Source organism: Aeromonas sp. FL131 (assembly GCF_049860615.1).
Taxonomy (GTDB): Bacteria; Pseudomonadota; Gammaproteobacteria; order Enterobacterales; family Aeromonadaceae; genus Aeromonas; species Aeromonas hydrophila.
In genome coordinates this window covers 3,979,382-4,001,950 of record NZ_CP187595.1, presented here as the reverse complement: position 1 = coordinate 4,001,950, position 22,569 = coordinate 3,979,382, and the positions used below count along the sequence as shown (strand labels likewise).

The window sequence follows — 22,569 nt, the reverse complement described above, 5'->3', positions numbered from 1 at the left end:
AAGGCCGGGGCTGTATGCGGAGCTGACTGGATCAGTTGACCGAGATGGCGCGGGCGTCGATGTAGTAGCGAGCCTTGCCCTGAGGATCGATCAGGATCCTGGCGACCAGCTGCTCTTGCCGCCGGTGTTCCCAGAGTTGCTCTATCCTGGCCAGCACCGGGCCGGGAATGCCGATCATGTTCAGGTACTCTTGAAACAGGCTGTGGCTGCCAATTTCGGTCAGCATTTTGGTCATCTGCATGCTCTTCATGAAGTGGGGGGTATTCGCCGACAAGATAGCCGTCGGCGACTGAATGTCGGCTGTATGAAAAATAAACAGATTGGTGGGGAGGGATGACCGGCAACAAAAAGCCCCGGCAAGGGCCGGGGCTGTAGATACGGGGCTCGGTCAGTTGACCGAAATGGCGCGGGCGTCGATGAAGAAGCGCGCGTTGCCTTGTTGATCGACCCTGATCTGGGCAACCAGACGATCGCTCTGCTTGTACTCCCAGCGGCTCTTGATCCGGGTCAGAGCGGGGCTGGCGGCACCGACCACGTTCAGATATTCATGAAACAGGCTGTAGCTTCCAATCTCGGTCAGCATCTTTTCCATTTGCACATCTCCTGAAGTGAGTGGGTGTCCATCCATAAACCTACCAAGCACTCTCTGAATCGAATCTGTATGAAAAACACACTAACTCATTTATGTGTCAACAACATGATCAGGCGCAAGATCAGCGACGATTCCTGCGCTTTTATGACACCGTTTTCAGTCAGGGCTGGCGCGGGTCCGGCAATTGATCAAGGGCACCGGATACGTGTGGCAACGCGGGTGCTGTTTGTGCCGCCGGCGCACCGTGGAACACAGGATCCTGCGCCACTTCCTTGATGCCGTTGATGCAGAACTGCATACCCATGCAGACCAGCAAGAAGCCCATGATCCGGGTCATGGCGTCGATGCCGGTGGTGCCGAGGATCTTGCAGACCGGATCCGCCAGCTTGAGTACCCCCCAGCTGAGCAGGCTCATCAGGGCGAAGGCGGTGACCATGGCGGCATAGATGGTGAAGCGGTTGTATTCGTCCGGCAGCTCGGCGATCTGGGCGGCGCCGCTGATCACCAGCGCCATGGTGCCCGGCCCGCACATGCTGGGCATGGTGAGCGGCACGAAGGCGATGCTCTGGTTGATGTCGACCCCGGCCGCCTGGCTCGGTGCCGGGAACAGCATGCGAAAGCCGATGAAGGCGATGATGAGGCCGCCGGCCAGGCGCAGGCCGGGAATGGAGATCCCGAACAGATCCAGGATGGAGGAGCCGATGAAGAAGCTGACGCAGAGGGTGCAGAACAGATAGATGGCGGCCAGGTTGATCTGGCGGCGCACGTGCTCGCGCGACATGCCCTTGCTCAGCCCCAGCAACAGGGTGGCGGTGGTGGGCGGGTTGACCATGGGCAGCAGCGCCAGCAAGGCGAGAAATACGACCTGAAAGAACATCATGAACCTCGGATGACTAGGGTGGAGGAGTGTCCCGGGCCGTCGAGGGGCCCGAGAGGGAGGCTATCTTATGTCGGCCGGGCTGAACACCAGCCATATGAAAAAAGCCCCGCACTGGCGGGGCTCGGAATGGTTCAGGCGGCCTGCGGCGCGCTCTGGCGCTGGCTGCGCTGCTGCAGCCAGAGCAGCAGGCCGAGCACGAAGCCGAGCGCAGCCAGGCTGACCACGTAGTGGGAGGGGGCCAGCACGTCCTCCTTCATCCAGAGCGTGACCAGCATGGGCGTCAGGCCGCCGAAGATGGCGTAGGCCACGTTGTAGGAGAACGACAGCCCGGAGAAGCGCACCACCGCCGGGAAGGCGTTGACCATGACGTAGGGCACGGCACCGACGATCCCCACCGAGAAACCGGCCAGCGCATAGAGTGGTACCAGCTGGCTGGTGTCGGTCGCCAGCCCGTGATAGAAGGCGTAGCTGGTGCCGGCCAGCAGCAAGGAGCCCAGCATGAAGGTGGGACCGCTGCCGAGGGCGTCGATCAGCCGGCCATAGACGATGCAGCCGAAGGTGAGCGCCAGAATGGCCAGCGAGTTGGCGGTCAGCGCATCGGCCGGGCTGATGCCGTGCACCTTCTGCAGGTAGGTGGGGGTCATCAGGATCACCACCACTATGCCGGCGGAGAGCAGCCAGGTGAGCAGCATGGAGACCACGACGCTGCCCTTGTGGCTGCGCAGCACCGTCTTGAGCGGCAGCTCTTCCGCCAGCGCCTTGTTGGCCTGCATCTCGGCAAAGACCGGGGTCTCGTGCAGCCAGCGGCGCAGGTACATGGCGACGATGCCGAACGCCCCACCGAGCACGAAGGCCAGCCGCCAACCCCAGCCGCTCACCTCGCTCGGGCTCATGCCGCGGTTGATGGCGGTGGCCACCAGGGAGCCGAGCAGGATGCCGGCCGTCAACCCGGCGGTGAGGGTGCCGCAGGCGACACCGACCCGGCGGGCGGGCACGTGTTCTGCCACGAACACCCAGGCACCGGGCACTTCACCGCCGATGGCGGCTCCCTGCAGGATCCGCAACAGCAGCAACAGCAGGGGCGCGGCGATGCCGAGGGTGGCGTAGGTGGGCAGCAGACCGATCAGCAGGGTCGGCAGCGCCATCAGCAATATGCTGAGGGTGAACATCCGCTTGCGGCCGATGAGATCGCCGAAGTGGGCCATGATGATGCCGCCCAGCGGGCGGGCCAGATAGCCGGCGGCGAAGATGCCGAAGGTCTGGAACTGGCGCAGCCACTCGGGAATGTCGGCCGGGAAGAACAGCTCGCCGATCACCACGGCGAAGAAGACGAAGATGATAAAGTCGTAAAACTCGAGGGCGCCGCCGAGGGCGGCCAGGCTCAGGGTTTTGTAATCCTGTCGGTTGAGGGGACGGCTGTGGTCGTAAGCTGGTGTGACTGTGGTCATATCCTTATGTTTCCCATCGTTTTTTTAGTTATTGTTCCCCCATCCTTGCAGGGGGCACGCTCATTACCGAGGGTATGCTTTTGCATCCCGTGATGTAAATCGCACAATTCGCAACACTGTCTTGCAGCTTTTTGGTGCAGTGAGACGGAGCGACACGCTCAAGCGCCGGGCTCGTCTGCCGGGGCGAATAATCAGGACGATGGCCGGCGCCTTGTCGGCTCCGACCTCAAGATAGCTGGAGAAATCATATGAAGACCAAGGTGCTGCTCTCCTGGAGCAGCGGCAAGGACAGCGCCTGGGCGCTGCACGCACTGCGGCAGGATCCGGCCATCGAGGTGGTGGGACTGTTCACCACCCTCAACCAGGCGTTCGAACGGGTGGCCATGCACGGAGTACGCAAGCAGTTGCTGCTGGCGCAGGCCGAGTGCGTGGGCTTGCCGCTGACCACCATCGACCTGCCCTGGCCTTGCAGCAATGAAGATTACGCCCGCATCATGACCGACTTCATCGCGGACGTGGTGGCGCAGGGGATCCGCCACATGGCGTTTGGCGATCTCTTCCTCGAGGATGTGCGCGCCTATCGGGAGCAGCAGCTGGCGGGGACCGGGATCACGCCCTTGTTTCCGCTGTGGGGCAGCAAGACCGACGAGCTGGCAGGTGAAATGATGGCGGCAGGGCTCAGGGCCAGGATCAGCACCCTGGATCCACGCAAGCTGCCTGCCACCCTCGGCGGGCATGAGTTTGATGCGGCCTTGCTGGCGGCCCTGCCTGACGGAGTGGATCCGTGCGGTGAGAATGGCGAGTTTCATACCCTGGCCTGGGATGGTCCCATGTTCCGCCAACCGCTGACCATTCGGGTGGGGGAAACGGTAGAGCGGGACGGCTTCGTCTTCACCGACCTGCTGCCCGCCACCGCCTAGTTGCGGTTGGGCTCCCGCTCGCCCTTGTCGTCGTTGTAACGTAATGCAATCTCGTTGAACTGCTGGTGGATGCGGGCAAAGGCGTCGGTGATGTCGGGGTCGAAGTGATTGCCCCGCCCCGCCAGTATGATGGGCACCACCTCCTGGTGGGACATGGCGGCCTTGTAGCAGCGCTTGCTGATGAGGGCGTCGTACACGTCGGCCAGCGCCATCAAGCGGGCCGAGAGGGGGATCTCGTCACCGATCAGGCCATAGGGATAGCCGGTGCCGTCCCACTTCTCGTGGTGGTAACAGGCGATCTCCTTGGCCAGCCGCAGAAACTCCACCTCTACCCCCAGTGCCTCCTCGGCATGGACGATGGCCTCCTTGCCGAGAATGGAGTGGTGCTTCATCTGGGCAAACTCGTCCGCATCCAGCTTGCCGGGCTTGAGCAGGATCCGGTCCGGCACACCGACCTTGCCGATGTCGTGCAGCGGGGCCGATTTGAACAGCAGATCGATGGTCTTGGGGGTCAGTTCGGCACGAAAACGGGGATGCTCGCAGAGGGTCTCCGCCAGCAGCCGCACATAGTGCTGGGTGCGCAGGATATGGTTGCCGGTCTCGTTATCGCGGGTTTCGGCAAGCGAGGCGAGGGAGTGAATAGTGATGTTCTGGATCAGTTCGTTCTCCCGGGTGCGCCGCTCTACCTCCTGTTCCAGAAAGGCGTTCTGGTCGTGCAGCAGATCCCGCGCCGCTTTCAGCTCCAGATGGTTTCTGACCCGGGCCAGCACGATGGCGGGGGTGATCGGCTTGTGGATGTAGTCGACGGCCCCCAGCGCCAGGCCGTGCGCCTCCGCACTCTCTTCCACCTTGGCGGTCAGGAAGATCACCGGGATCTCCCGCGCCTGCGGCATCTCCTGCAGCGCCTGCATCACCTGATAACCGTCCATCTGGGGCATCACCACGTCGAGCAGGATCAAGTCCACCCGGGTGCCGGCCGAGAGGATCTCCAGCGCCCGCTGGCCGCTGATGGCGACCTTGACCCGGTAGTGGGGGCTGAGCAGGGCGCTGAGCAGGGAGAGGTTTTCCGGTGTGTCATCGACCACCAGCAGGGTGGGTTTGGTATCGGGATCCAGCAAGTTGAGCATGATGGTGGCCTCACTCTTGGTTGAACAGATCGGGTCTGAGGGCCCGGACTTGTTGCAGATGTGCCAGGGCATCGGCGAAACGAAAACGGGTCATGGCATCGTGCATGGCCGGTGCCGCCTCGCCCAGCAGGGGGGCGAGCCTGGCCTGATTGCGCTGGAACAGGATGAAGGCTTCCGCATCGTCTTCCAGCAGCAGCCCGGTCAGCTGGTGCAGCAGGGGCGCCAGCTCGGCGGGGGTAGCCTCCGGCAAGCCGGGGGCGGCAGGGGCCGGCAGCAGCGTCAGCAGGCCGGCGGCCAGTTGCTGCTGCTGTTGCAGCCCCAGTTCGGCCAGTGGCAGCAGGCTGGCGGTGTCGTCTCCCCGGGCGAGGGCGCTCTCCAGCCGGGCCGAGACCTCTTGCAGCGACCCGGCCCCCAGCGTTGCGGCTATGCCCTTGAGGGTATGAGCCTGTCGATGCGCTTCTTCCCGGTCATTGGTCTGCAGGGCGGCCAGCAGGCTTTCCATCGGCTGGCTACCCTGGCGGGCGAAACGTTGCAGCAGATCCCGATACCACTCCCAGTTGTGCATCAAGCGTTGCAGGGCGGTTTCGGCGTTGAGGCCGAGTGCCCGCAGCTGTGGCAGCAAGGCGGTGGCGGGGGATGCGCGCGAGGCAGTGAGTCTGCTGCTGACCTCGCGGCTGAAGGAGGTTGCCCAGCGCTGCAGGGCCGCATACAGCCTGTCGGGGTCGATGGGCTTGGCGATGTGATCGTCCATCCCGGCCGCGAGGCAGCGTTCGCGATCACCGGCCATGACGTTGGCCGTCATCGCCAGGATCGGGGTGTGTTGTCCGACGTCTTCCCGCTCGCGCAACAGCCGGGTGGCAGCCAGGCCATCCATCACCGGCATCTGCATGTCCATCAGGATCAGGTCGTAGTGGGTCTGGGCCACCATCTCCAGCGCAATGGCACCATTGCCGGCGATGCTGACATCGGCGCCGACCGCCCGCAGCAGCTCCAGCGCCACCTGCTGATTGAGCTCGTTGTCTTCCGCCAGCAGGATCCTGAGCCCGTCGAAGCGGTAGTGATGGGTCGCCTGGGGTGGCTTGAAGGTGAGGGGGCTTGCCTGCTGGCCAAACAGGCCGATGACGGTATCGAACAGCACGGAGGCGCATACCGGCTTGACCAGTACCCGATCAAAGCCGGCGGTATCGGCCTGGCGAAAGACCTCCTCCCGCCCGTAGCCGGTCACCATGACCCGGTAGGGACGCTGGCCCATGCCGCGGGCGATGAGGCGGCGGCCGGTCTCGATGCCATCCAGCCCCGGCATGTGCCAGTCCAGCAATACCACTTCGTAGGGCTGCCCCTCCTGCTCGGCGCCGGCGATCATCTGCAGTGCCTGCTGACCCGATTCGGCGGTGTCCACCACAAAGCTCATGCTGCGCAGCAGGGCGGCCATGATGGTGCGGGCGCTGGCACTGTCGTCGGCCACCAGCATGCGGCGCCCGCGCAGATCCAGGCTCGGCAGATAGCGGGATCTGCGTCTGCCCCGGCCGAGTCGGGCGGTAAACCAGAAGGTGCTGCCCTGGCCCGGTTCGCTCTGTACCCCCACCTCGCCGCCCATCAGCTCCGCCAGCTTGCGGGAGATGGCGAGGCCGAGGCCGGTGCCGCCGTACTTGCGGGTGGTGGAGCTGTCCGCCTGCTGGAATGACTGGAACAGCCGCTGCTGCTGCTCCTGGCTCATGCCGATCCCGGTGTCCTGTACCGAGCAGTGCAGCAACACCTCCTGGGATTGTTTCTCCAGGCAGCTGACCTTGACCAGGATCTCCCCCTGCTCGGTGAACTTGACCGCGTTGTTGGCGTAGTTGATCAGGATCTGGCCGAGGCGAAGGGGATCGCCATAGAGCAGGGTGTCGAGCTGATGGTCGACCTCGAACAGCAGTTCTATGCCCTTGGCCTCCGCCTTTTCGCCCACCAGGGTGGCCAGATTTTCCAGCACATGGTCGAGATCGAATTCGATCCGCTCCAGATCCAGCTTGCCGGCCTCGATCTTGGAGAAGTCGAGGATGTCGTTGATGATGCCGAGCAGATGCTGGGCCGAACGCTGGATCTTGCTGACGTAGTCGAACTGCTGCGGATCGAGCCGGGTCTGCAGGGCGAGATGGGACATGCCAAGGATGGCGTTCATGGGGGTGCGGATCTCGTGGCTCATGTTGGCCAGAAAATCGCTCTTGGCCCGGGTCGCGCCCTCCGCCAGCTCATAGGCGACTTCCAGCTCCTGGTTCTTGGCCTGCATCACCGCAAACAGCTCGTCCCGGGTCGGTTCGGCGAACTGCCGCTGCATCTGTTGCAGCAGCGGTTCATCGGGCCAGCGGGGCAGACGGTAGACCAGGGCGATGGCGTTGTCCGCGTGCGCTACCAGCCGGATACCACGTGAATGGCGGCCGTCCTGCTCGGGGGCAATAGGGGCATCAGCCGAGAGCGAGAGCCACAACTCCTGCCCGTGCGGCTCCAGCCACACCTGCAGTTGCAGCGGCTCAGCGTTCGCCACCAGCTGGCGTACCAGCTCGGAGGTAGTGCCCGCCAGCGGTGCCACGAAGGTGGGGCTTCTGTCGAGGCAGGTGAGTACCTGGATCACCTTGCGCCGGGCGGTGAGTGCCGCCGCAGGGCCTGACAGCAGGGTTTCGCCGATCAGTTGCCGCATCTAGTCCTCCTCCCCTGCCTGCACACGCAGCACGATGCAGCTGGCATCGTCGGTGCTGCGGCCACTGTGGGCGATCACCTGGCGTGCCAGCTGGGCGGGCTCGGTGGCCAGATCCAGCGCACCATCGCGCAGGTTGAGGGATTCGCTGATACCGTCCGAATAGAGCATCACCACGTCCCCCGCGACGAGTGGCTGGCGCTGCAGCAAGGGGGTAGGAAAGCGCTCTCCCAGCACCCCATCGCGGGAGATGCCGCGCCAGGGCTCGTGGCCGCGCAGGCAGATGCGGGTATTGCCGATGCCGGCATAGCTCAGCTCACCCCGTTCGCCGTTGACCAGGGCCACGCCGGCGGCGGCGCCCCGGGTACCGATGCAGTGCTGGTGCAACAGTTGCAACAGGCGGGCTGGTTCTTGCTCGCGGGTCTGCTGCAGCGCTGCCTCCAGCACCTGCACCAGTTTGTTGGCCGAGGCGCCGTGGCCGCTCACGTCGATCAGGATCAGCGATACCCCCTCCGGTCCTGGCCGGATGAAAGCCAGATCGCCGGAGACCCGTTCCGGATAGCAGGGGCGGTTTTCGCTGGCCCATGTTAGTTGCAGGCCGGCGTGCAGCTGGCCGGCACAGGCGAGGGGGGCGATTGGCCTGGATACCAGAGGCGCCGCGCCCAGCCACTTGCGGGCCTGCACCAGAGTCCCCCCTTCCGGCGGGGTGCTGATGGTGAGTTCCGACATCATGCGGCGCACGCCGGGCAGGCCTAGGCCCAGGGTGCCCGAGGTGCTGTAGTGATCCTGCATGGCCTGATGCACGTCCCCAATGCCGGGGCCCTGATCGCGGGCGACGATGTCGATGCAGGGGCGCCCTCTGGGATGGTGGAGGGTGAGGGTGATCTCCCCCCGCTGCGCGTATTTCAGGATGTTGCTGCCAAGCTCGGAGACCACGGTGGAGAGCATGGCACGGTCCACCTCGGACAGGTTGGCGATGAAGGGAAGGCGGCGTACCGCCATCACCGTCAGGTGCAGGTCGATGTCGTGGCGCAGCGGGTAGCTGGCCTCTTGCACGCTCTGTTCCAACTGCATGCTGCGCTACTCCTCATCCTTGAGCGTCGTGCGAACATGGGCGAAGGCATCGTCCATGTCGAGAAAGCAGCGCAGCGGCCCGGGCTCGGCATCGGCCAGCGCCAGAAAGGCGGCGATCCCTGCATTGAGCCCCACCAGCAGGCAGACGGCACCGAGCAGGCGGCACACTTCGGCCAGTTTGCGCACCTGCCTGAATTCGTGGTGATCGAGCAGCATGACCCCGGAGAAGTCGAGCAGTACCGCGTGCTGGCGGCCCAGCATCAGCCGCTGGGAGAGGGCCTGCATCAGTTGCTGCATGCCCTCGTCACCGAGGTCGGGGCGCATGCTGACCACGATGCAGTCGGCCACGTCGGCGATGCCCAGATCATTGTTGAGCAGCATGCATCTCTCCTAGAGGGTGGATCCGACCCGCTTGAGGGCGATCTCGAAGGCATCCCGCAGGGTCGCCGTGGTACGGATGTCGCCGACAGAGACCCCGAGCTCCACCATGGTGCGGGCGATGGCCGGCGAGACGCCGGAGATGATGGCCTCGCACCCCATGAACTGGGTCGCCTTGGTGATCTTGATCAGCTGGTTGGCGACGCCGGTATCCACGGTGGCGACCCCGGCGATGTCCAGCACGAAGACCCGGGCCCGGGTCTCGGCAATCTTGGTGAGCGACTTGTTCATCACGTCGGCGGTGCGCATGGAATCGATGATCCCCACCAGCGGCAGCAGCAGGATCCCGTCCCAGATGGGGGTGACCGGGGTCGACATCTCCTGCAGCGACTTGTGCAGCTCCTCGCGCACTCTGGCGGCCTCTTCGGCCTCCTCCATGGCGCGCTTGAGCTGGCGATGCTGCGCCACCTGGGCCGTGATGTCGGTGGCAAACTTGACGATCTTGCTGGGCTTGCCGGTGAGATCCAGCACCGGGTTGTAGGAGCCCTGGATCCAGATCTCTTCCCCCTGTTTGCCGAGTCGGCAGAACTCTCCTGCCAGGAATTCACCGCGGCGCAGGGTTTCCCAGAAGCTGCGATAGTCGGCCGACTGGGCGTAGTCAGGATCGACCAGCAGCCGGTGGTGCTGACCCTTCAGCTCCTCCAGCTGATAGCCCACAGTCTCCAGGAAGCGGGCATTGGCATCGAGGATGATGCCATCCAGTGAAAACTCCACCTTGCCCATGACCCGGCTCAGAGCGTTGAGCTGCCCCTCGAAGTTGGCGTTCAGCTGCTTCTGCTCGGTCAGATCCATGGTGTATTCGATGACCTGGATCAGCGCGCCCTGTTCATCCAGCTGGGGGCTGCAACTGCCTCGCAGCCAGATGTCCCGTCCCTGCCGATCTAGCCGGTGAAACTCCCCCTCCTGTGCCTGCCCCGCCCGCAGCGCCTGCCAACGGGTGACCTCGTCGGCGGATTCTTCCGCCTCAGCGGGGAGCAGCATGCTGTAGTGCTGACCCTTGAGCTCGGCCAGCTGATATCCCATGATGGCGAGAAAACGGGGGTTGGCATCCAGAATCAAGCCATCTGGCGCGAGCTCGAGCCGTACCATCAGCTGGTCGACGGCCTCCAGTCTGGCCTGGGGTGAAGCGGGAGTGACTGTGTTCGAATGGGCAGCTGCGGTGTGCACGTCCATGGCATCTCCAATAAATGGTGCAATTGATTTGAATGTCATTAGAAGGCGTACAGCAGTTATAGCCCACCGGGGCGAGAGCGGGGGACAAGAAGTGCCGAAAGAGCCTGCTGGTGGGTGGGCCTTGGGCCTGAGGAGTTCGTCATGAAGCTCTTGTATCGCGACTACCCGCAAGGCGCGCTCACCGCCCTCCACTGTCACGGCGGCTCACAGTTTTGCTATCTGCATCGGGGGGGCGGCGTGATCAGCAGTGAGGCGGCAGGCGTGCTGCTGGTGGCGGGCCAGCTCTGCCTGATCCCGGCCGGGCTGGCCCATGAGTTCAGGGTGCTGCGTCACTCCCGGCTCAGTCTGATCTATCTGGATGACCTGGATGGGGGGAGCGAACTGACGACCCGTCAGGTGAGCCCGCTGCTGGCCGGCCTGTTCGAGCGGCTGGCGGACATGGCGGAGTCGGGGCTCAGGGATGCCTATCTGACGGTATTGGTGGCCGAGCTGCGACAGGCGCCGGTGGTGGCTGGATTCATGCTGAGCGCGGCGCTGGACGTGCGGCTGCTGAGGGTGCTGGAGCGGGTCTGCCGGCACCCTTCCATCGAATACGGGTTGGCGGAGCTGGCGGCCGATTCAGGGGCCTCTGTGCGCACCCTCAACCGGCTGTTCAGCCAGCAGCTGGGCTGCAGCTTTCGGCAATGGCGGCAACAGGTGGTGATGGGACGAGCCCGCCAGTTGCAGCAACAGGGCCAGCCGCTGTCGCGGATAGCCCTCGAACTGGGTTACGGGGATTTCAGCGCCTTTTCTCACGCCTTCAATCGCTTCTTGCGGGAGCCGGCGGGGCCGTGAGGCGGGAGCCGAGATCCCGGTCGGTTGGCTCCCCCGCCAGCAGACAGGTCAGCTCATCGGTGTGACTCAGGCGTTCGCCCTGAAAGGTGAACAGGGCGCTCACCTTGCACTCGATCTGGGCGCCGTCGTGACGCCAGGCCCGCACCCGATGCAGGGAGTGGACCCGGTTTCCCTCGGCCAGCAGCGAGACAAAGCGGATCTCGCAGCGGGCCAGGCTCTGGCGCAGGGCCAGCAGGTGTTGCTCGAAGGCGGCGCGATCCAGCCGCTGGTCATCCACCAGCTGGACATAGTCCGGGCAGAACCAGTGATCGAGCTCGGCCGGGGTGAAATCGGGGTCGCAGATGAGCCGGTTGAGGCAGGCTTGCAGCCGTTGCTTGTAATCCATGATGGGCTCCTGAGTGGATGGGAGTGGCCAGTATGGGGCGCAGCGTCGGCTCCGGCCTTGGTGCCCACGCCATCCTGTTTGGCGATTGCGCCAAGATGGGGGCTTGCCGTGGCGATGCGTGCCACTTGGCCCTGTTTTGTGGCGGATTTCACGGTTTCCGGTGCCGGCATGGGGCAGGATCGGCCCTCTGTTTCCTTCATGTCACGAGCCGTATCATGTCCTTATCTCCCCGTTTTGCCCTGCTTGCTTCTCTGGTCGCCACCAGCCTGACCCTGCCCGCCGTGGCGGTGGAAGCCCCGGCCAGCCCCGCCGGTGTCACTGCGGTGACCCTGGCCCAGCAGGCCCCCATTCACTGGGTGTCGGTGACGCAGATTGCCAGGAGCCTGGATGGGTTGCCGCCGATGGCGGTAGGTTTCGACATCGACGACACCCTGCTCTTCTCCAGCCCGGGGTTCTATCGTGGCAAGCAGGAGTTCTCCCCCAACGACGAGAGCTACCTGAAGAACCCGGCCTTCTGGGAGAAGATGAACAACGGTTGGGACGCGTTCAGCGTGCCGAAAGAGGCGGGCAAGGCGCTCATCGCCATGCACCTTGAGCGCGGCGATCACATCTACTTCGTCACCGGCCGCTCGGCCACCAAGACCGAAACCGTGAGCAAGACTCTGCAGCAGACCATGAATATTCCGGCCGACCAGCTCAACCCGGTGATCTTCGCCGGCGATCAGCCGGGCCAGAACACCAAGGTGCAGTGGCTCAAGGAGAAGCAGATGAAGATCTTCTACGGCGATGCCGATGGCGACATCAAGGCGGCGCAGGAGCTCGGCATTCGCGGCATCCGGTTGCTGCGCTCGGCCAACTCCACCTACCGGCCGCTGCCGCTGGCAGGGGCGTTGGGGGAGGAGGTGATCGTCAACTCCCAGTACTGACGTCCCCATGAATGGAAAAAGGGCCGGATCCTGTCAGGATCCGGCCCTTCTTTTGGGCGTCTAGCGGGCGGCGAAGGTGTTGCAGCTGGCGGGTTTGCCGCTGTCGAAGCCGCGCTTGAACCAGTCGTAGCGCTGGGCCGAACTGCCGTGGGTGAAGCTGTCCGGGATCACCCGGCCCTGGCTCTGCTGCTGCAGACGATCGTCGCCGATGGCCTGGGCGGCGTTGAGCGCCTCTTCCAGATCGCCATGCTCCAGCACCTGCTCCCGCTGCATGTAGTGGCCCCAGACGCCGGCAAAGCAGTCAGCCTGCAACTCGAGTTTGACCGACAGCTTGTTCTGCTCGGCCCGGCTCAATCCCTGCTGCTGTTCACGCATCTTGCGCTCGATGCCGAGCAGGTTCTGCACGTGGTGGCCCACCTCGTGTGCCACCACGTAGCCCTGGGCGAAGTCGCCATCGGCCCCCAGCTTGTCGCGCATCTCCTGATAGAAGGAGAGATCGATGTAGACGGTGCGATCCGCCGGGCAGTAGAAGGGGCCCATCACCGACTGGCCCTGGCCGCAGCCGGTACGGGTTGAACCGCGATAGAGCACCAGTTTGGGGGCCTGATAGCGGCTGCCGCTCTGCTGGAAGATTTCGCTCCAGGCATCCTCGGTAGAGGCGAGCATCACCGAGGTGAACCTGGCGAGGGGATCCTTGGCCGGCTGAGACATCTCCTGACGCTGGGGCTGGCTCTGGGTAGTCGGCTCGCTGAGCAGGGGGGAGAGGTCCACCCCGTAGTAGCCGGCCACCATGACCACCACCAGCAGGATCAGACGCCCCTTGCCGCCGATGGGGATACCGCCCCCGCCGCCCTGCTGGCGCCTGTCTTCCACATTGTTGCTCTCACGGCGATCTTGCCAGCGCATATGCTTGCTCCCCTGCTGTCCGGTGGCAGTAATGATAATGGCTGGCGGGGTGGCTTGCCTAACGGGGGCAGGCCGGCGACCGGGTCGCCGGCGGCCGGAGTTTATTCGGCCCAGGGCATCTCGGGCAGGGAGTCCAGAAACTGGCCGTAACGCTCGAGGTTGAAGGGGCCCTGATCCGCTTCCATCGCCATCAGCTCGGCCCCCAGGGCACAGGCGATATATTGCAGCGCCTCTTCACGGGGGGTGCCCTTCATCACCAGCCGCATCAGGGTCGCCTTGACCTGCAGCGGGTGGCCGTCGCTCAGCTGGTTGTCGACCATCTCCAGCAGGGTTTGTTCGTCGAAGAACTCGGTGGGTTCGCTCATGTGCTGTGCCTCGTCATGTCATAAAGGATGCCAGTATAGCGAGATAGCTATTAACGTATTGAAATATTTCGATAAAAACATTTCGGTAGGGGCGGTTTTTGTTACCCATAATTAATGTGGGTTTGCTGTCGGCAAACAACAACCATCATAAAATCGCATGGACGGATATCAATATGCCCACCATAGACTCGCTGTTATCCAAGCCCCAGAACCTGCCCAACGTGCCGGAAGTCATGCGCGAACTGGTGCAGACCTTCAACGAGAAAGAGCCGGATATCCTGCTGATTGCCAAGAAGATCAACAAGGATCCGGTGATCTCTGCCAAGCTGCTGCGGCTGGCCAACTCTGCCAAGTTTGGCGGCAGTCGCCAGGTCGCCACCGTCAACGAGGCCGTGGTACGGCTCGGGGTCGACGTGGTGCGCAACATGGTGCTCGCCTGCGGCCTGACCGGCTCCATCAATGCGGTGCCCGGCATCGATCTCAAGCATTTCTGGGGCAAGGTATTCGACGTGGCCGAATTGGCCAGACGGTTGGCCAAGCTCAAGGGCATGAAGGGGGAGGAGGTGTTCACCTGCGCCCTGCTCTACGACATGGGGCGGCTCATCATGCACGTGGGGCTGCCGGAGAACATGGTGAACCACATCAAGGATCTGGAGCCCAGCAAGGGGCGCGCCAAGGCCGAGGAGCTGGTGGTCGGCTTCAACTATGCCCAGACCGGGGCCGAGATGGCCAGGCGCTGGCAATTCCCGTTGAGCATCTGCCATGCGGTGGAGTATCACTACAACCCCTTGCTGGCCAAGGAGTTCTCTGTCGAGGCTGCCCTCATCCATCTGGCCATCGCCCTGGCGGCGCAGTCCGACGTGGGGGATGAGGCACCGCCCGAGTGGCCCGCCCAGGTGGCCGAGCGGCTCGGTCTTTCCTGGCCCGACTGCGCGGCGGTGTTCGTGGCGCTGCGCGAGCAGGGCAACGGTTACGCCGGGCTGCTGGCGGCCTGACACGGCTGATTTCATTGACCGGGGCCGCACTGCGGCCCTTTTTCATGGTGACAGCCTTGCCAATAGCCGGAGGTGGGGGCAGTCTTGGGGCCTGTCTCTTCTATGCGAGCCCTTGTCATGATCCTCTCCGAGCGCCTGGAACTGCGCGAACTGGCCGTTGCCGATGCCCCCTTCATTGTCGAACTGCTCAACGACCCCGACTTTCACCGCTACATCGGCGATCGGGGCATCCGCACTCTGCAGGATGCCGAAAACTACATCCAGCAGGGGCCGGCGGTCAGCTATGCCCGCCACGGCCATGGCCTCTATCTGGTGGCCCGGCGCAGCGACGGCGCCAAGCTCGGCATCTGCGGGCTGATCAAGCGCGATACCCTGCCTTGTGAAGACATCGGCTACGCTTTCCTGCCCGCCTATCGCGGTCAGGGTTATGGCATCGAAGCGGCGCAGGCAGCGCTGCAGGATGGTCGGGAGCGGCTCGGCATCAAGCGGGTGGTCGCCATCGTCACCCCGGGCAATGAGCGTTCGGTGGCGCTGCTGGCCAAGCTGGGGCTGGTGCAGAGCAGGCTGGTCAAACTGGCCGAGGATGCGGATGAGTGTCTACTGCTGGAGGCGGAAGGAGCGCAGGCCTGCCGGGTCTGAGAGTATGGGGCTTGCCGGCCAAGAGTTAGAGTGCTGGCTAGGCTATGCCTAAAAAATTTGCGGGAGTGAGACAAAGAGGCCGCCGTGAGTTGCGGCCTGTCTGCATCGGGCGCTGCCGTTGGGCAGGCAGGATCAGTTGAGGTCTTCGATTGAAAACTCGCCAGCGATGCCGTCACAGGAGATGGCAAAACCGCCGCTGAAGCGGGTGCTGAACTGGATCAGGAACCCGTCGTCATCGTGCTCTTGCACGGGCAGGTTGATGGGTTTGCTGCGACGCAGGGGTTTGTGTGTTTGTACTGCTTTCATCATGGTATTTCTCTATATCAATTAGGTGTTTGCTCCTTGTATTGGCAAATGTCAGGTCAATGGGCGCGGTCAGCACGATTGCGGACGAGCGCGCAGGAATACCCAGCCCGGTTCAGGGGCGTCTGCACTTTCAAGGAATGCGCCAAGGACCACGCGGATGCATGATGCTACTTGGGAGTGGGCAGATCGGGTCTGCACCGTGAGAGCCGGGCAACGCAGGCAGACAGCCTGAACGGTTCTCAAGGCGAGTAAATCAGAAGAAGGTTATGCGGGTACTGGCAGGATTCATCGTGAGGTGAAGCATTTCAGGGTAAACATAATCAGGGCTGATTAACTAGCCGGCGCGCATTCTCTCCTCGACATGAGTAAAAAGCAAACAATTATTTGCAGTTTTTCCTTGAGGGTCGTCTGTCGGCCACAAAAAGGGCTCCCGAGGGAGCCCTTTTTCATCACCAGGTGACGTCAGCCGGTGACTCAATAGTGGCCGCTGGCCTTCTTGGCGGCGGTGATCATCGGAGTGATGGTCATGCCTTGTACCACGATGGAGAACATCACCACCGAGTAGGTCATCACCAGGATCACTTCCCGCAGGTCGACGCCGTGTTCCGGCAGCATCATGACGCCGGAGGGGAGCGCCAGCGCCATGGCCATGGCCAGACCGCCGCGCAGGCCGCCCCAGGTGAGGATCCGCACCGAGAACTTGTTGTAGCTGCGATAGCGGCGGAAAGCCATGTAGGGCAGCGACACGCTGATGAAGCGGGCGGCGAGGCAGAGCGGTACCGCGATGACCAGCAGGATCCAGTCACGCCAGGCCAGATCCAGCAGCACCAGCGCCAGACCGATCAGCAGGAACAGCAGGGCGTTGAGGAACTGGTCCATCAACTCCCAGAAGTGATCCAGGTGATGGCTGCTCTGCTCGGAGAAGCCGGAGTGACGGGTCCAGTTGCCGATCATGATGCCGGTCACCACCATGGCCAGGGCGCCAGAGACGCCGATCATGTTGGCGAAGGCGAAGCCGGCGGTGGGGATGCAGAGGGTCAGCAGCAGCTCCAGCGAACCATCGTCGGTGGCGCTGATCATCACGTGGGCGATGAGGCCCAGCACGGCGCCGAACAGGATGCCGCCGAGGGCCTCATGCAGGAACAGGCCGGCCACGCTGCCGAAGGTGGGCTCGACGCCGCCGAACGCCACGGCGAACACGGTGGCGAAGATCACCAGGCCGACACCGTCGTTGAACAGCGACTCCCCTTCGATCTGGATGGCGATCTGGGGCGGCGCCTTCATCTTCTTGACGATGGCCAGTACGGCGATGGGGTCGGTGGGGGAGATCAGGGCACCGAACAGCATGCAATAGACCAGCGGCAGCTCCCAGCCCAGCAGCTTGGCGATGAACCAGAAGCCGTAGCCGACCATGAAGGTGGAGAGCAGGGTCGCCACGATGGAGAGAATGGTGATCTCCCACTTCTGGCTGCGCAGGGCTTTCAGATTGATCCCGAGACCGCCGGCGAACAGCAGGAAGCCCAGGATCCCCTTCAGCAGGAAATTCTGGAAGTCGATGCTCTCCATGGTCTTGACGGCCAGGGGTTCCAGATTGAACCAGCCCAGCTTACCGAACAGCACCAGCAGCGCGGAGATCAGCATGGAGCCCGCGGTGATGGCGATGGTGGTCTGGATCTTCACAACATACTGATTGGCAAAGGCGATAAAGATCGCCAACGCTGCCAGGAAGCAGAGTGTGTAGTAGACGCTCATAGTTATTTTTCTCTTTAGTAAACAGCAAGCACGTGTCCGGATTGAGGACGGGCATAGGGTACTCTTGGGTCACATGTTACTCATTACCTATTTATGAGTATATAGGTCACTGGTATAGACAGATAGACGGCTAGATTTCCATTTGATTTGTTTGCTGTTAGGATGCTGTTTACGCAGTTGCATGGATGTAAGAGGAACGAGCGGTGTCGAACAAAAAGTCGGATGTGACAAACAAACTGGAAGCCTGTCTCAAGGAGCGGATCCTGATCATCGATGGCGCCATGGGCACCATGATCCAGGGCTACAAGCTCGGTGAGGCCGATTATCGCGGCGCGCGTTTTGCCGACTGGCACACCGACATCAAGGGCAACAATGACCTGCTGGTGCTGACCCGTCCCGCCGTGATTCGCGAGATCCACGAGCAGTACTGCGCCGCCGGTGCCGACATCCTCGAGACCAACACCTTCAACGCCACCCGCATCGCCATGGCCGACTACGAGATGGAAGAGTTCTCGGCCGAGATCAACCGCGAGGCTGCCCGGCTGGCACGTGCGGTGGCAGACGAGTGGACGGCGAAAGAGCCCCACAAGCCGCGCTTCGTGGCCGGGGTCTTGGGCCCGACCAACCGCACCGCCTCCATCTCGCCGGACGTCAACGATCCCGGCAAGCGCAACGTCACCTATGACCAGCTGGTGGCCGCCTACACCGAATCGACCCACGCCCTGATCGAGGGTGGCGCCGACATCATTCTGATCGAGACCATCTTCGATACCCTCAACGCCAAGGCCGCCGCCTTCGCGGTGGAAGGGGTGTTCGAGGCGCTGGGCTACAGCCTGCCGGTGATGATCTCCGGAACCATCACGGATGCCTCGGGCCGTACCCTCTCCGGCCAGACCACCGAAGCCTTCTATCACTCGCTGCGCCACGTGAAACCCGTCTCGTTCGGTCTCAACTGCGCGCTGGGGCCGGATGAGCTGCGCCAGTACGTGGAGGAGCTGTCGCGCATCAGCGAGACCCATGTCAGCGCCCACCCCAACGCCGGGTTGCCCAATGCGTTCGGCGAGTACGATCTGGACGCGCACGAGATGGCCGAGCATATCCGCGAGTGGGCTGCGAGCGGCTTTCTCAATCTGGTGGGCGGCTGCTGCGGCACCACCCCGACCCATATTCGCGCCATGGCGGACGCCGTGGCGGGCATCAAGCCGCGCGCCCTGCCCGAGCTGCCGGTAGCCTGCCGCCTGTCGGGCCTGGAGCCCCTCATCATCACCCCCGAATCCATGTTCGTGAACGTGGGGGAGCGCACCAACGTCACCGGCTCGGCCAAGTTCAAGCGGCTGATCAAGGAGGGGCTCTACGACGAGGCCCTCGACGTCGCCAAGCAGCAGGTGGAGAGCGGCGCCCAGATCATCGACATCAACATGGACGAGGGGATGCTGGACGCCGAGGCGGCCATGGTGCGCTTCCTGAACCTGATTGCCGGCGAGCCGGACATCGCCCGGGTGCCCGTGATGATCGACTCCTCCAAGTGGGAGGTGCTGGAAGCCGGCCTCAAGTGCGTGCAGGGCAAGCCGGTGGTCAACTCCATCTCAATGAAGGAGGGGGAGGAGAAATTCATCCAGCAGGCCAGATTGCTGCGCCGCTACGGCGCCGCCGTCATCGTGATGGCGTTCGACGAGGTGGGCCAGGCCGATACCCGGGAGCGCAAGTTCGAGATCTGCCAGCGCGCCTACCGCATTCTGGTGGATCGGGTGGGCTTCCCGCCGGAAGACATCATCTTCGACCCCAACATCTTCGCGGTGGCGACCGGCATCGACGAGCACAACAACTACGCGGTGGACTTCATCGATGCGGTGAAGGACATCAAGCAGAACCTGCCCCATGCCATGATCTCCGGCGGCGTCTCCAACGTCTCGTTTTCGTTCCGCGGCAACGAGCCGGTGCGCGAGGCGATCCACGCGGTGTTCCTCTATCACGCCATCCAGAACGGCATGGACATGGGGATCGTCAACGCCGGTCAGCTGGCCATCTATGAAGACATCCCCGCCGAGCTGAAGGAGAAGGTCGAGGCGGTGGTGCTGAACCTCAATCCAGACGCTACCGAGGCGCTGCTGGCCATCGCCGAGCGCTATCGTGGTGGTGGTGCCCAGGCGGAGGATCCGCGGGATCAGGCGTGGCGCAGCTGGCCGGTGGGCAAGCGGCTGGAGCACGCGCTGGTCAAGGGGATCACCGATTTCATCGAGGAGGATACCGAAGAGGCACGCAGCCAGGCCGAGAAGCCGCTGCACGTGATCGAGGGGCCGCTGATGGACGGCATGAACGTGGTGGGCGATCTGTTTGGCGCCGGCAAGATGTTCCTGCCCCAGGTGGTGAAGTCGGCGCGGGTGATGAAGCGAGCGGTCGCCTACCTGCAGCCCTATATCGAGGCGGAGAAGTCCGGCGGTTCCAGCAACGGCAAAATCGTGATGGCCACCGTGAAGGGGGACGTGCACGACATCGGCAAGAACATCGTCGGGGTGGTGCTGCAGTGCAACAACTACGAGATCGTCGATCTCGGGGTCATGGTCTCCTGCGAGACGATCCTCAAGACGGCGCGGGAGGTCAATGCCGACATCATCGGCCTGTCGGGCCTGATCACCCCGTCGCTGGACGAGATGGTGCACGTGGCCAAAGAGATGGAGCGCCAGGGCTTCAAGTTGCCGCTGCTCATCGGCGGCGCCACCACCTCCAAGGCCCACACCGCGGTGAAGATAGAGCAGAACTACTCGGAGCCGGTGGTCTATGTCTCCAACGCGTCCCGCGCGGTGGGGGTGGCCCAGAGTCTGCTGAGCCCGGAGCTCAAGCCCGCCTTCGTGGCCCGCATCGACAAGGAGTACGAGATTGCCCGCGAGCAGCACGCCCGCAAACAGCCGCGTTCCAAGCCGGTCAGTCTGGCCCACGCCCGTGCCAACCGCCATCAGCTGGACTGGGTCGGCTATGAGCCACCCAAGCCCCGGGAGCCCGGCGTGCAGACCTTCGAGGATGTGCCGGTCTCGGTGCTGCGCCCCTACATCGACTGGACCCCGTTCTTCCTGAGCTGGGAGCTGGCGGGCAAGTTCCCCCGCATCCTGGAAGATGAGGTGGTGGGGGAGGAGGCCACGCGCCTCTACGCCGATGCCAACGCCATGCTGGATCAGCTGGAGCAAGATCGGAGCGTGCGCTGCGCTGGCATCATCGGCCTGTTCCCCGCCAACGCCGTGGGCGACAGCATCGAGCTCTACACCGACGAGTCGCGCCACGAGGTACGCAAGGTGTTGCATCATCTGCGCCAGCAGAGCGAGAAGCAGGGCTTCCCCAACTACTGTCTGGCAGACTATGTGGCGCCGAAGGAGAGCGGCAAGCCCGACTGGATCGGCGCCTTCGCGGTGACCGGCGGCATCGGCGAGGAGGCTATCGCCAAGGCCTACAAGGCGGAGCACGACGACTACAACGCCATCCTCATTCAGGCGGTGTGCGATCGCCTCGCCGAGGCCTTCGCCGAGTACCTGCACGAGCAGGTGCGCAAAGTGCACTGGGGCTATGCCCCCAACGAAGCGCTCAGCAACGAAGAGCTGATCCGCGAGAACTATCGCGGCATCCGCCCGGCGCCGGGCTACCCGGCTTGCCCGGAGCACACCGAGAAGGGCAGCATCTGGGAACTGCTGGGGGTGGAGCAGGCCATCGGCATGAAGCTCACCGAATCCTACGCCATGTGGCCGGGGGCGGCGGTGTCGGGCTGGTACTTCTCTCATCCCGACAGCAAGTACTTCGCGGTGGCGCAGATCCAGCAGGATCAGGTGGAAGATTATGCCCAGCGCAAGGGGATGACGCTGCTAGAAGCCGAGCGCTGGCTAGGGCCGAACCTGCATTAAAGGGGTGGCAACCGGGTCAATCCCGATTGATCCTGGATGAACAACGGCGGCATCCTGTACTGGGGGACAGACCAGTCTGGTGCCGCCGTTTGACAATCTAGTGACGGCGGGATGGCAGCGCAGATTTCTGTGTGGTTTGTCTTGTTGTCAGGAGAAACAATTGGCGTTGTCTTGGCGCTGTGGCACCTTATACTCTCCCGCCCCATCCTGCCCAGGCACTGCCTTCTAGCGGAATTGTCATGAAGATCGCCATTTTATCCCGTGAGCCCAACAACTACTCCACCCGCCGTCTGGTCGAGGTGGCGCAGGCACGCGGTCATCAGGTCGAGGTGCTCGACACCCTGCGCTGTTACATGAACATCGCCTCCCACAATCCCTCCATCCACTACGAAGGGCGGGAACTGGAGAGCTATGATGCGGTGATCCCGCGCATCGGGGCCAGCATCACCTTCTACGGCACCGCCGTGCTGCGCCAGTTCGAGATGATGAACACCATGGCGCTCAACAGCTCGGTGGCCATCTCCCGCTCCCGCGACAAGCTGCGGGCCATGCAGCTGCTCTCCCGCCACGGCATCGGCCTGCCGGTGACCGGCTATGCCCACAGCACCCACGACGTGCCCGATCTCATCACCATGGTGGGCGGCGCGCCGCTGGTAGTGAAGCTGCTGGAGGGAACCCAGGGTATCGGCGTGGTGCTGTGCGAGACCCAGAAGGCTGCCGAGAGCGTGATCGAGGCCTTCATCCAGACCAACAACAACATCCTGGTGCAGGAGTACATCCGCGAGGCCAACGGCGCCGACATCCGCTGTCTGGTGGTCAACGGCAAGGTGGTGGCCGCCATGCGCCGCCAGGCCCAGCCGGGGGAGTTTCGCTCCAACCTGCATCGTGGCGGCACCGCCGAGGCGATCAAGATAAGCCCGGAAGAGCGGGCCACCGCGGTACAGGCCGCCAAGATCATGGGGCTGGACGTGGCCGGGGTGGATATCCTGCGCAGTGCCCGCGGCCCGCTGGTGCTGGAGGTCAACTCCTCCCCCGGCCTGCAAGGGGTGGAAGCGGCCTCCGGCAAGGACGTGGCCGGCAAGATCATCGAGTTTCTCGAGCTCAAGGCGAGTCGCAAGCACAAGCCGGCGGAGTGACGCCGGGCTTGCCGCCACTCCATCACACAGGGCGCCTTCGGGCGCCCTGTTGTTTTTGGGCTGATCGCTCGGCTGGGCGTGTGGTCAGCAGGAGACTTGAACCTGCGGATGC

Annotated in this window: 21 protein-coding genes; 7 read left to right on the top strand and 14 right to left on the bottom strand. The window is 63.5% G+C overall.

Translation table 11 applies throughout. From position 1 onward, the window contains the following. Positions 1–31 precede the first annotated feature (31 nt). From ACPW75_RS18540 to ACPW75_RS18525, 4 genes are all read right to left on the bottom strand, one after another. Entirely contained in the window at positions 32–235 is a 204-nt protein-coding gene (locus tag ACPW75_RS18540) for a hypothetical protein (protein ID WP_039212888.1), read from the bottom strand. Between the two features lie 153 nt (positions 236–388). Continuing rightward, entirely contained in the window at positions 389–592 is a 204-nt protein-coding gene (locus ACPW75_RS18535) for a hypothetical protein (protein ID WP_005308127.1), read from the bottom strand. A gap of 160 nt (positions 593–752) precedes the next feature. Then, positions 753–1,469 carry a MarC family NAAT transporter gene (locus ACPW75_RS18530; RefSeq protein ID WP_042066888.1) on the bottom strand — a complete coding sequence of 239 codons (717 nt, stop codon included), beginning with the start codon at positions 1,467–1,469 and terminating at the stop codon, positions 753–755. A gap of 134 nt (positions 1,470–1,603) precedes the next feature. Further along, complete coding sequence (locus tag ACPW75_RS18525) at positions 1,604–2,920, bottom strand: MFS transporter (protein WP_077095776.1); 1,317 nt, start codon at positions 2,918–2,920, stop codon at positions 1,604–1,606. A 248-nt stretch (positions 2,921–3,168) separates the two neighbouring features. Here ACPW75_RS18525 and ACPW75_RS18520 point away from each other — a divergent pair, with 248 nt between their 5' ends. Beyond that, entirely contained in the window at positions 3,169–3,840 is a 672-nt protein-coding gene (locus ACPW75_RS18520; protein WP_077095775.1) for an ATP-binding protein, read from the top strand. Here the strand turns inward: ACPW75_RS18520 and ACPW75_RS18515 are convergent. The 5 genes from ACPW75_RS18515 to ACPW75_RS18495 are packed head-to-tail and all read right to left on the bottom strand — an operon-like array spanning position 3,837 to position 10,326. Next, positions 3,837–5,039, bottom strand: a complete 1,203-nt coding sequence (locus ACPW75_RS18515) for an HD-GYP domain-containing protein (RefSeq protein WP_077095774.1) — start codon at positions 5,037–5,039, stop codon at positions 3,837–3,839. The genes ACPW75_RS18520 and ACPW75_RS18515 overlap by 4 nt on opposite strands. Beyond that, positions 4,978–7,644 carry a response regulator gene (locus tag ACPW75_RS18510; protein WP_077095773.1) on the bottom strand — a complete coding sequence of 889 codons (2,667 nt, stop codon included), beginning with the start codon at positions 7,642–7,644 and terminating at the stop codon, positions 4,978–4,980. Before ACPW75_RS18510 ends, ACPW75_RS18515 begins: the two co-directional genes overlap by 62 nt. Further along, positions 7,645–8,715 carry an ATP-binding SpoIIE family protein phosphatase gene (locus tag ACPW75_RS18505; protein WP_077095772.1) on the bottom strand — a complete coding sequence of 357 codons (1,071 nt, stop codon included), beginning with the start codon at positions 8,713–8,715 and terminating at the stop codon, positions 7,645–7,647. Between the two features lie 6 nt (positions 8,716–8,721). Then, positions 8,722–9,096 carry a sigma-B regulator RsbS gene (locus tag ACPW75_RS18500; RefSeq protein WP_011704395.1) on the bottom strand — a complete coding sequence of 125 codons (375 nt, stop codon included), beginning with the start codon at positions 9,094–9,096 and terminating at the stop codon, positions 8,722–8,724. Positions 9,097–9,105: 9 nt separating this feature from the next. After that, on the bottom strand, positions 9,106–10,326 hold the full coding sequence (locus tag ACPW75_RS18495) for a PAS domain S-box protein (protein WP_179101354.1): 1,221 nt from the start codon (positions 10,324–10,326) through the stop codon (positions 9,106–9,108). Between the two features lie 141 nt (positions 10,327–10,467). On the opposite strand from ACPW75_RS18495, the gene ACPW75_RS18490 reads away from it, so the two are divergent. Next, on the top strand, positions 10,468–11,160 hold the full coding sequence (locus ACPW75_RS18490; RefSeq protein ID WP_077095770.1) for an AraC family transcriptional regulator: 693 nt from the start codon (positions 10,468–10,470) through the stop codon (positions 11,158–11,160). On the opposite strand, the gene ACPW75_RS18485 is transcribed toward ACPW75_RS18490, so the two are convergent. Beyond that, the gene (locus ACPW75_RS18485; RefSeq protein WP_077095769.1) at positions 11,126–11,545 is read right to left on the bottom strand and encodes a hypothetical protein; all 420 of its coding nucleotides are present in this window, start codon (positions 11,543–11,545) and stop codon (positions 11,126–11,128) included. The genes ACPW75_RS18490 and ACPW75_RS18485 overlap by 35 nt on opposite strands. 215 nt (positions 11,546–11,760) lie before the next feature. Between ACPW75_RS18485 and aphA the strand changes: the two genes are divergently transcribed. Next, positions 11,761–12,471: an acid phosphatase AphA gene (gene aphA, locus ACPW75_RS18480; RefSeq protein WP_179101353.1), complete on the top strand. Its 711-nt coding sequence runs from the start codon at positions 11,761–11,763 to the stop codon at positions 12,469–12,471. 60 nt (positions 12,472–12,531) lie between these two features. On the opposite strand, the gene ypfJ is transcribed toward aphA, so the two are convergent. After that, positions 12,532–13,377, bottom strand: coding sequence for a KPN_02809 family neutral zinc metallopeptidase (gene ypfJ / locus ACPW75_RS18475; protein WP_077095767.1), 846 nt, complete (start codon positions 13,375–13,377; stop codon positions 12,532–12,534). A 101-nt stretch (positions 13,378–13,478) separates the two neighbouring features. Next, on the bottom strand, positions 13,479–13,742 hold the full coding sequence (locus tag ACPW75_RS18470; protein ID WP_005308154.1) for a hypothetical protein: 264 nt from the start codon (positions 13,740–13,742) through the stop codon (positions 13,479–13,481). A 173-nt stretch (positions 13,743–13,915) separates the two neighbouring features. On the opposite strand from ACPW75_RS18470, the gene ACPW75_RS18465 reads away from it, so the two are divergent. Together ACPW75_RS18465 and ACPW75_RS18460 are read left to right on the top strand one after the other, a co-directional pair. Continuing rightward, entirely contained in the window at positions 13,916–14,737 is an 822-nt protein-coding gene (locus ACPW75_RS18465; protein WP_043168746.1) for an HDOD domain-containing protein, read from the top strand. A gap of 117 nt (positions 14,738–14,854) precedes the next feature. Beyond that, on the top strand, positions 14,855–15,376 hold the full coding sequence (locus ACPW75_RS18460) for a GNAT family N-acetyltransferase (RefSeq protein WP_077095815.1): 522 nt from the start codon (positions 14,855–14,857) through the stop codon (positions 15,374–15,376). A 132-nt stretch (positions 15,377–15,508) separates the two neighbouring features. On the opposite strand, the gene ACPW75_RS18455 is transcribed toward ACPW75_RS18460, so the two are convergent. Together ACPW75_RS18455 and ACPW75_RS18450 are read right to left on the bottom strand one after the other, a co-directional pair. Beyond that, on the bottom strand, positions 15,509–15,685 hold the full coding sequence (locus ACPW75_RS18455) for a hypothetical protein (RefSeq protein ID WP_017408838.1): 177 nt from the start codon (positions 15,683–15,685) through the stop codon (positions 15,509–15,511). A 471-nt stretch (positions 15,686–16,156) separates the two neighbouring features. Next, positions 16,157–17,434, bottom strand: a complete 1,278-nt coding sequence (locus ACPW75_RS18450; RefSeq protein ID WP_024942695.1) for a cation:proton antiporter — start codon at positions 17,432–17,434, stop codon at positions 16,157–16,159. 203 nt (positions 17,435–17,637) lie between these two features. On the opposite strand from ACPW75_RS18450, the gene metH reads away from it, so the two are divergent. Both metH and rimK read left to right on the top strand, forming a co-directional pair. Then, the gene (metH, locus tag ACPW75_RS18445; RefSeq protein WP_077095765.1) at positions 17,638–21,321 is read left to right on the top strand and encodes a methionine synthase; all 3,684 of its coding nucleotides are present in this window, start codon (positions 17,638–17,640) and stop codon (positions 21,319–21,321) included. Positions 21,322–21,560: 239 nt separating this feature from the next. After that, complete coding sequence (gene rimK / locus ACPW75_RS18440) at positions 21,561–22,457, top strand: 30S ribosomal protein S6--L-glutamate ligase (protein ID WP_016349212.1); 897 nt, start codon at positions 21,561–21,563, stop codon at positions 22,455–22,457. The last annotated feature ends 112 nt before the right edge of the window (positions 22,458–22,569 follow it).

Bases quoted from the DNA above. Each gene is read 5' to 3' on its own strand.
- ACPW75_RS18515 (WP_077095774.1), bottom strand. From the start codon at position 5,039: ATGCCCTGGCACATCTGCAACAAGTCCGGGCCCTCAGACCCGATCTGT.
- ACPW75_RS18470 (WP_005308154.1), bottom strand. From the start codon at position 13,742: ATGAGCGAACCCACCGAGTTCTTCGACGAACAAACCCTGCTGGAGATG.
- ACPW75_RS18490 (WP_077095770.1), top strand. From the start codon at position 10,468: ATGAAGCTCTTGTATCGCGACTACCCGCAAGGCGCGCTCACCGCCCTC.
- ACPW75_RS18465 (WP_043168746.1), top strand. From the start codon at position 13,916: ATGCCCACCATAGACTCGCTGTTATCCAAGCCCCAGAACCTGCCCAAC.
- aphA (WP_179101353.1), top strand. From the start codon at position 11,761: ATGTCCTTATCTCCCCGTTTTGCCCTGCTTGCTTCTCTGGTCGCCACC.
- ACPW75_RS18520 (WP_077095775.1), top strand. From the start codon at position 3,169: ATGAAGACCAAGGTGCTGCTCTCCTGGAGCAGCGGCAAGGACAGCGCC.
- ACPW75_RS18540 (WP_039212888.1), bottom strand. From the start codon at position 235: ATGACCAAAATGCTGACCGAAATTGGCAGCCACAGCCTGTTTCAAGAG.
- ACPW75_RS18485 (WP_077095769.1), bottom strand. From the start codon at position 11,545: ATGGATTACAAGCAACGGCTGCAAGCCTGCCTCAACCGGCTCATCTGC.
- ACPW75_RS18530 (WP_042066888.1), bottom strand. From the start codon at position 1,469: ATGTTCTTTCAGGTCGTATTTCTCGCCTTGCTGGCGCTGCTGCCCATG.
- ypfJ (WP_077095767.1), bottom strand. From the start codon at position 13,377: ATGCGCTGGCAAGATCGCCGTGAGAGCAACAATGTGGAAGACAGGCGC.
- ACPW75_RS18455 (WP_017408838.1), bottom strand. From the start codon at position 15,685: ATGATGAAAGCAGTACAAACACACAAACCCCTGCGTCGCAGCAAACCC.
- ACPW75_RS18535 (WP_005308127.1), bottom strand. From the start codon at position 592: ATGGAAAAGATGCTGACCGAGATTGGAAGCTACAGCCTGTTTCATGAA.
- rimK (WP_016349212.1), top strand. From the start codon at position 21,561: ATGAAGATCGCCATTTTATCCCGTGAGCCCAACAACTACTCCACCCGC.
- ACPW75_RS18500 (WP_011704395.1), bottom strand. From the start codon at position 9,096: ATGCTGCTCAACAATGATCTGGGCATCGCCGACGTGGCCGACTGCATC.
- ACPW75_RS18450 (WP_024942695.1), bottom strand. From the start codon at position 17,434: ATGAGCGTCTACTACACACTCTGCTTCCTGGCAGCGTTGGCGATCTTT.
- ACPW75_RS18525 (WP_077095776.1), bottom strand. From the start codon at position 2,920: ATGACCACAGTCACACCAGCTTACGACCACAGCCGTCCCCTCAACCGA.
- ACPW75_RS18505 (WP_077095772.1), bottom strand. From the start codon at position 8,715: ATGCAGTTGGAACAGAGCGTGCAAGAGGCCAGCTACCCGCTGCGCCAC.
- ACPW75_RS18510 (WP_077095773.1), bottom strand. From the start codon at position 7,644: ATGCGGCAACTGATCGGCGAAACCCTGCTGTCAGGCCCTGCGGCGGCA.
- ACPW75_RS18495 (WP_179101354.1), bottom strand. From the start codon at position 10,326: ATGGACGTGCACACCGCAGCTGCCCATTCGAACACAGTCACTCCCGCT.
- ACPW75_RS18460 (WP_077095815.1), top strand. From the start codon at position 14,855: ATGATCCTCTCCGAGCGCCTGGAACTGCGCGAACTGGCCGTTGCCGAT.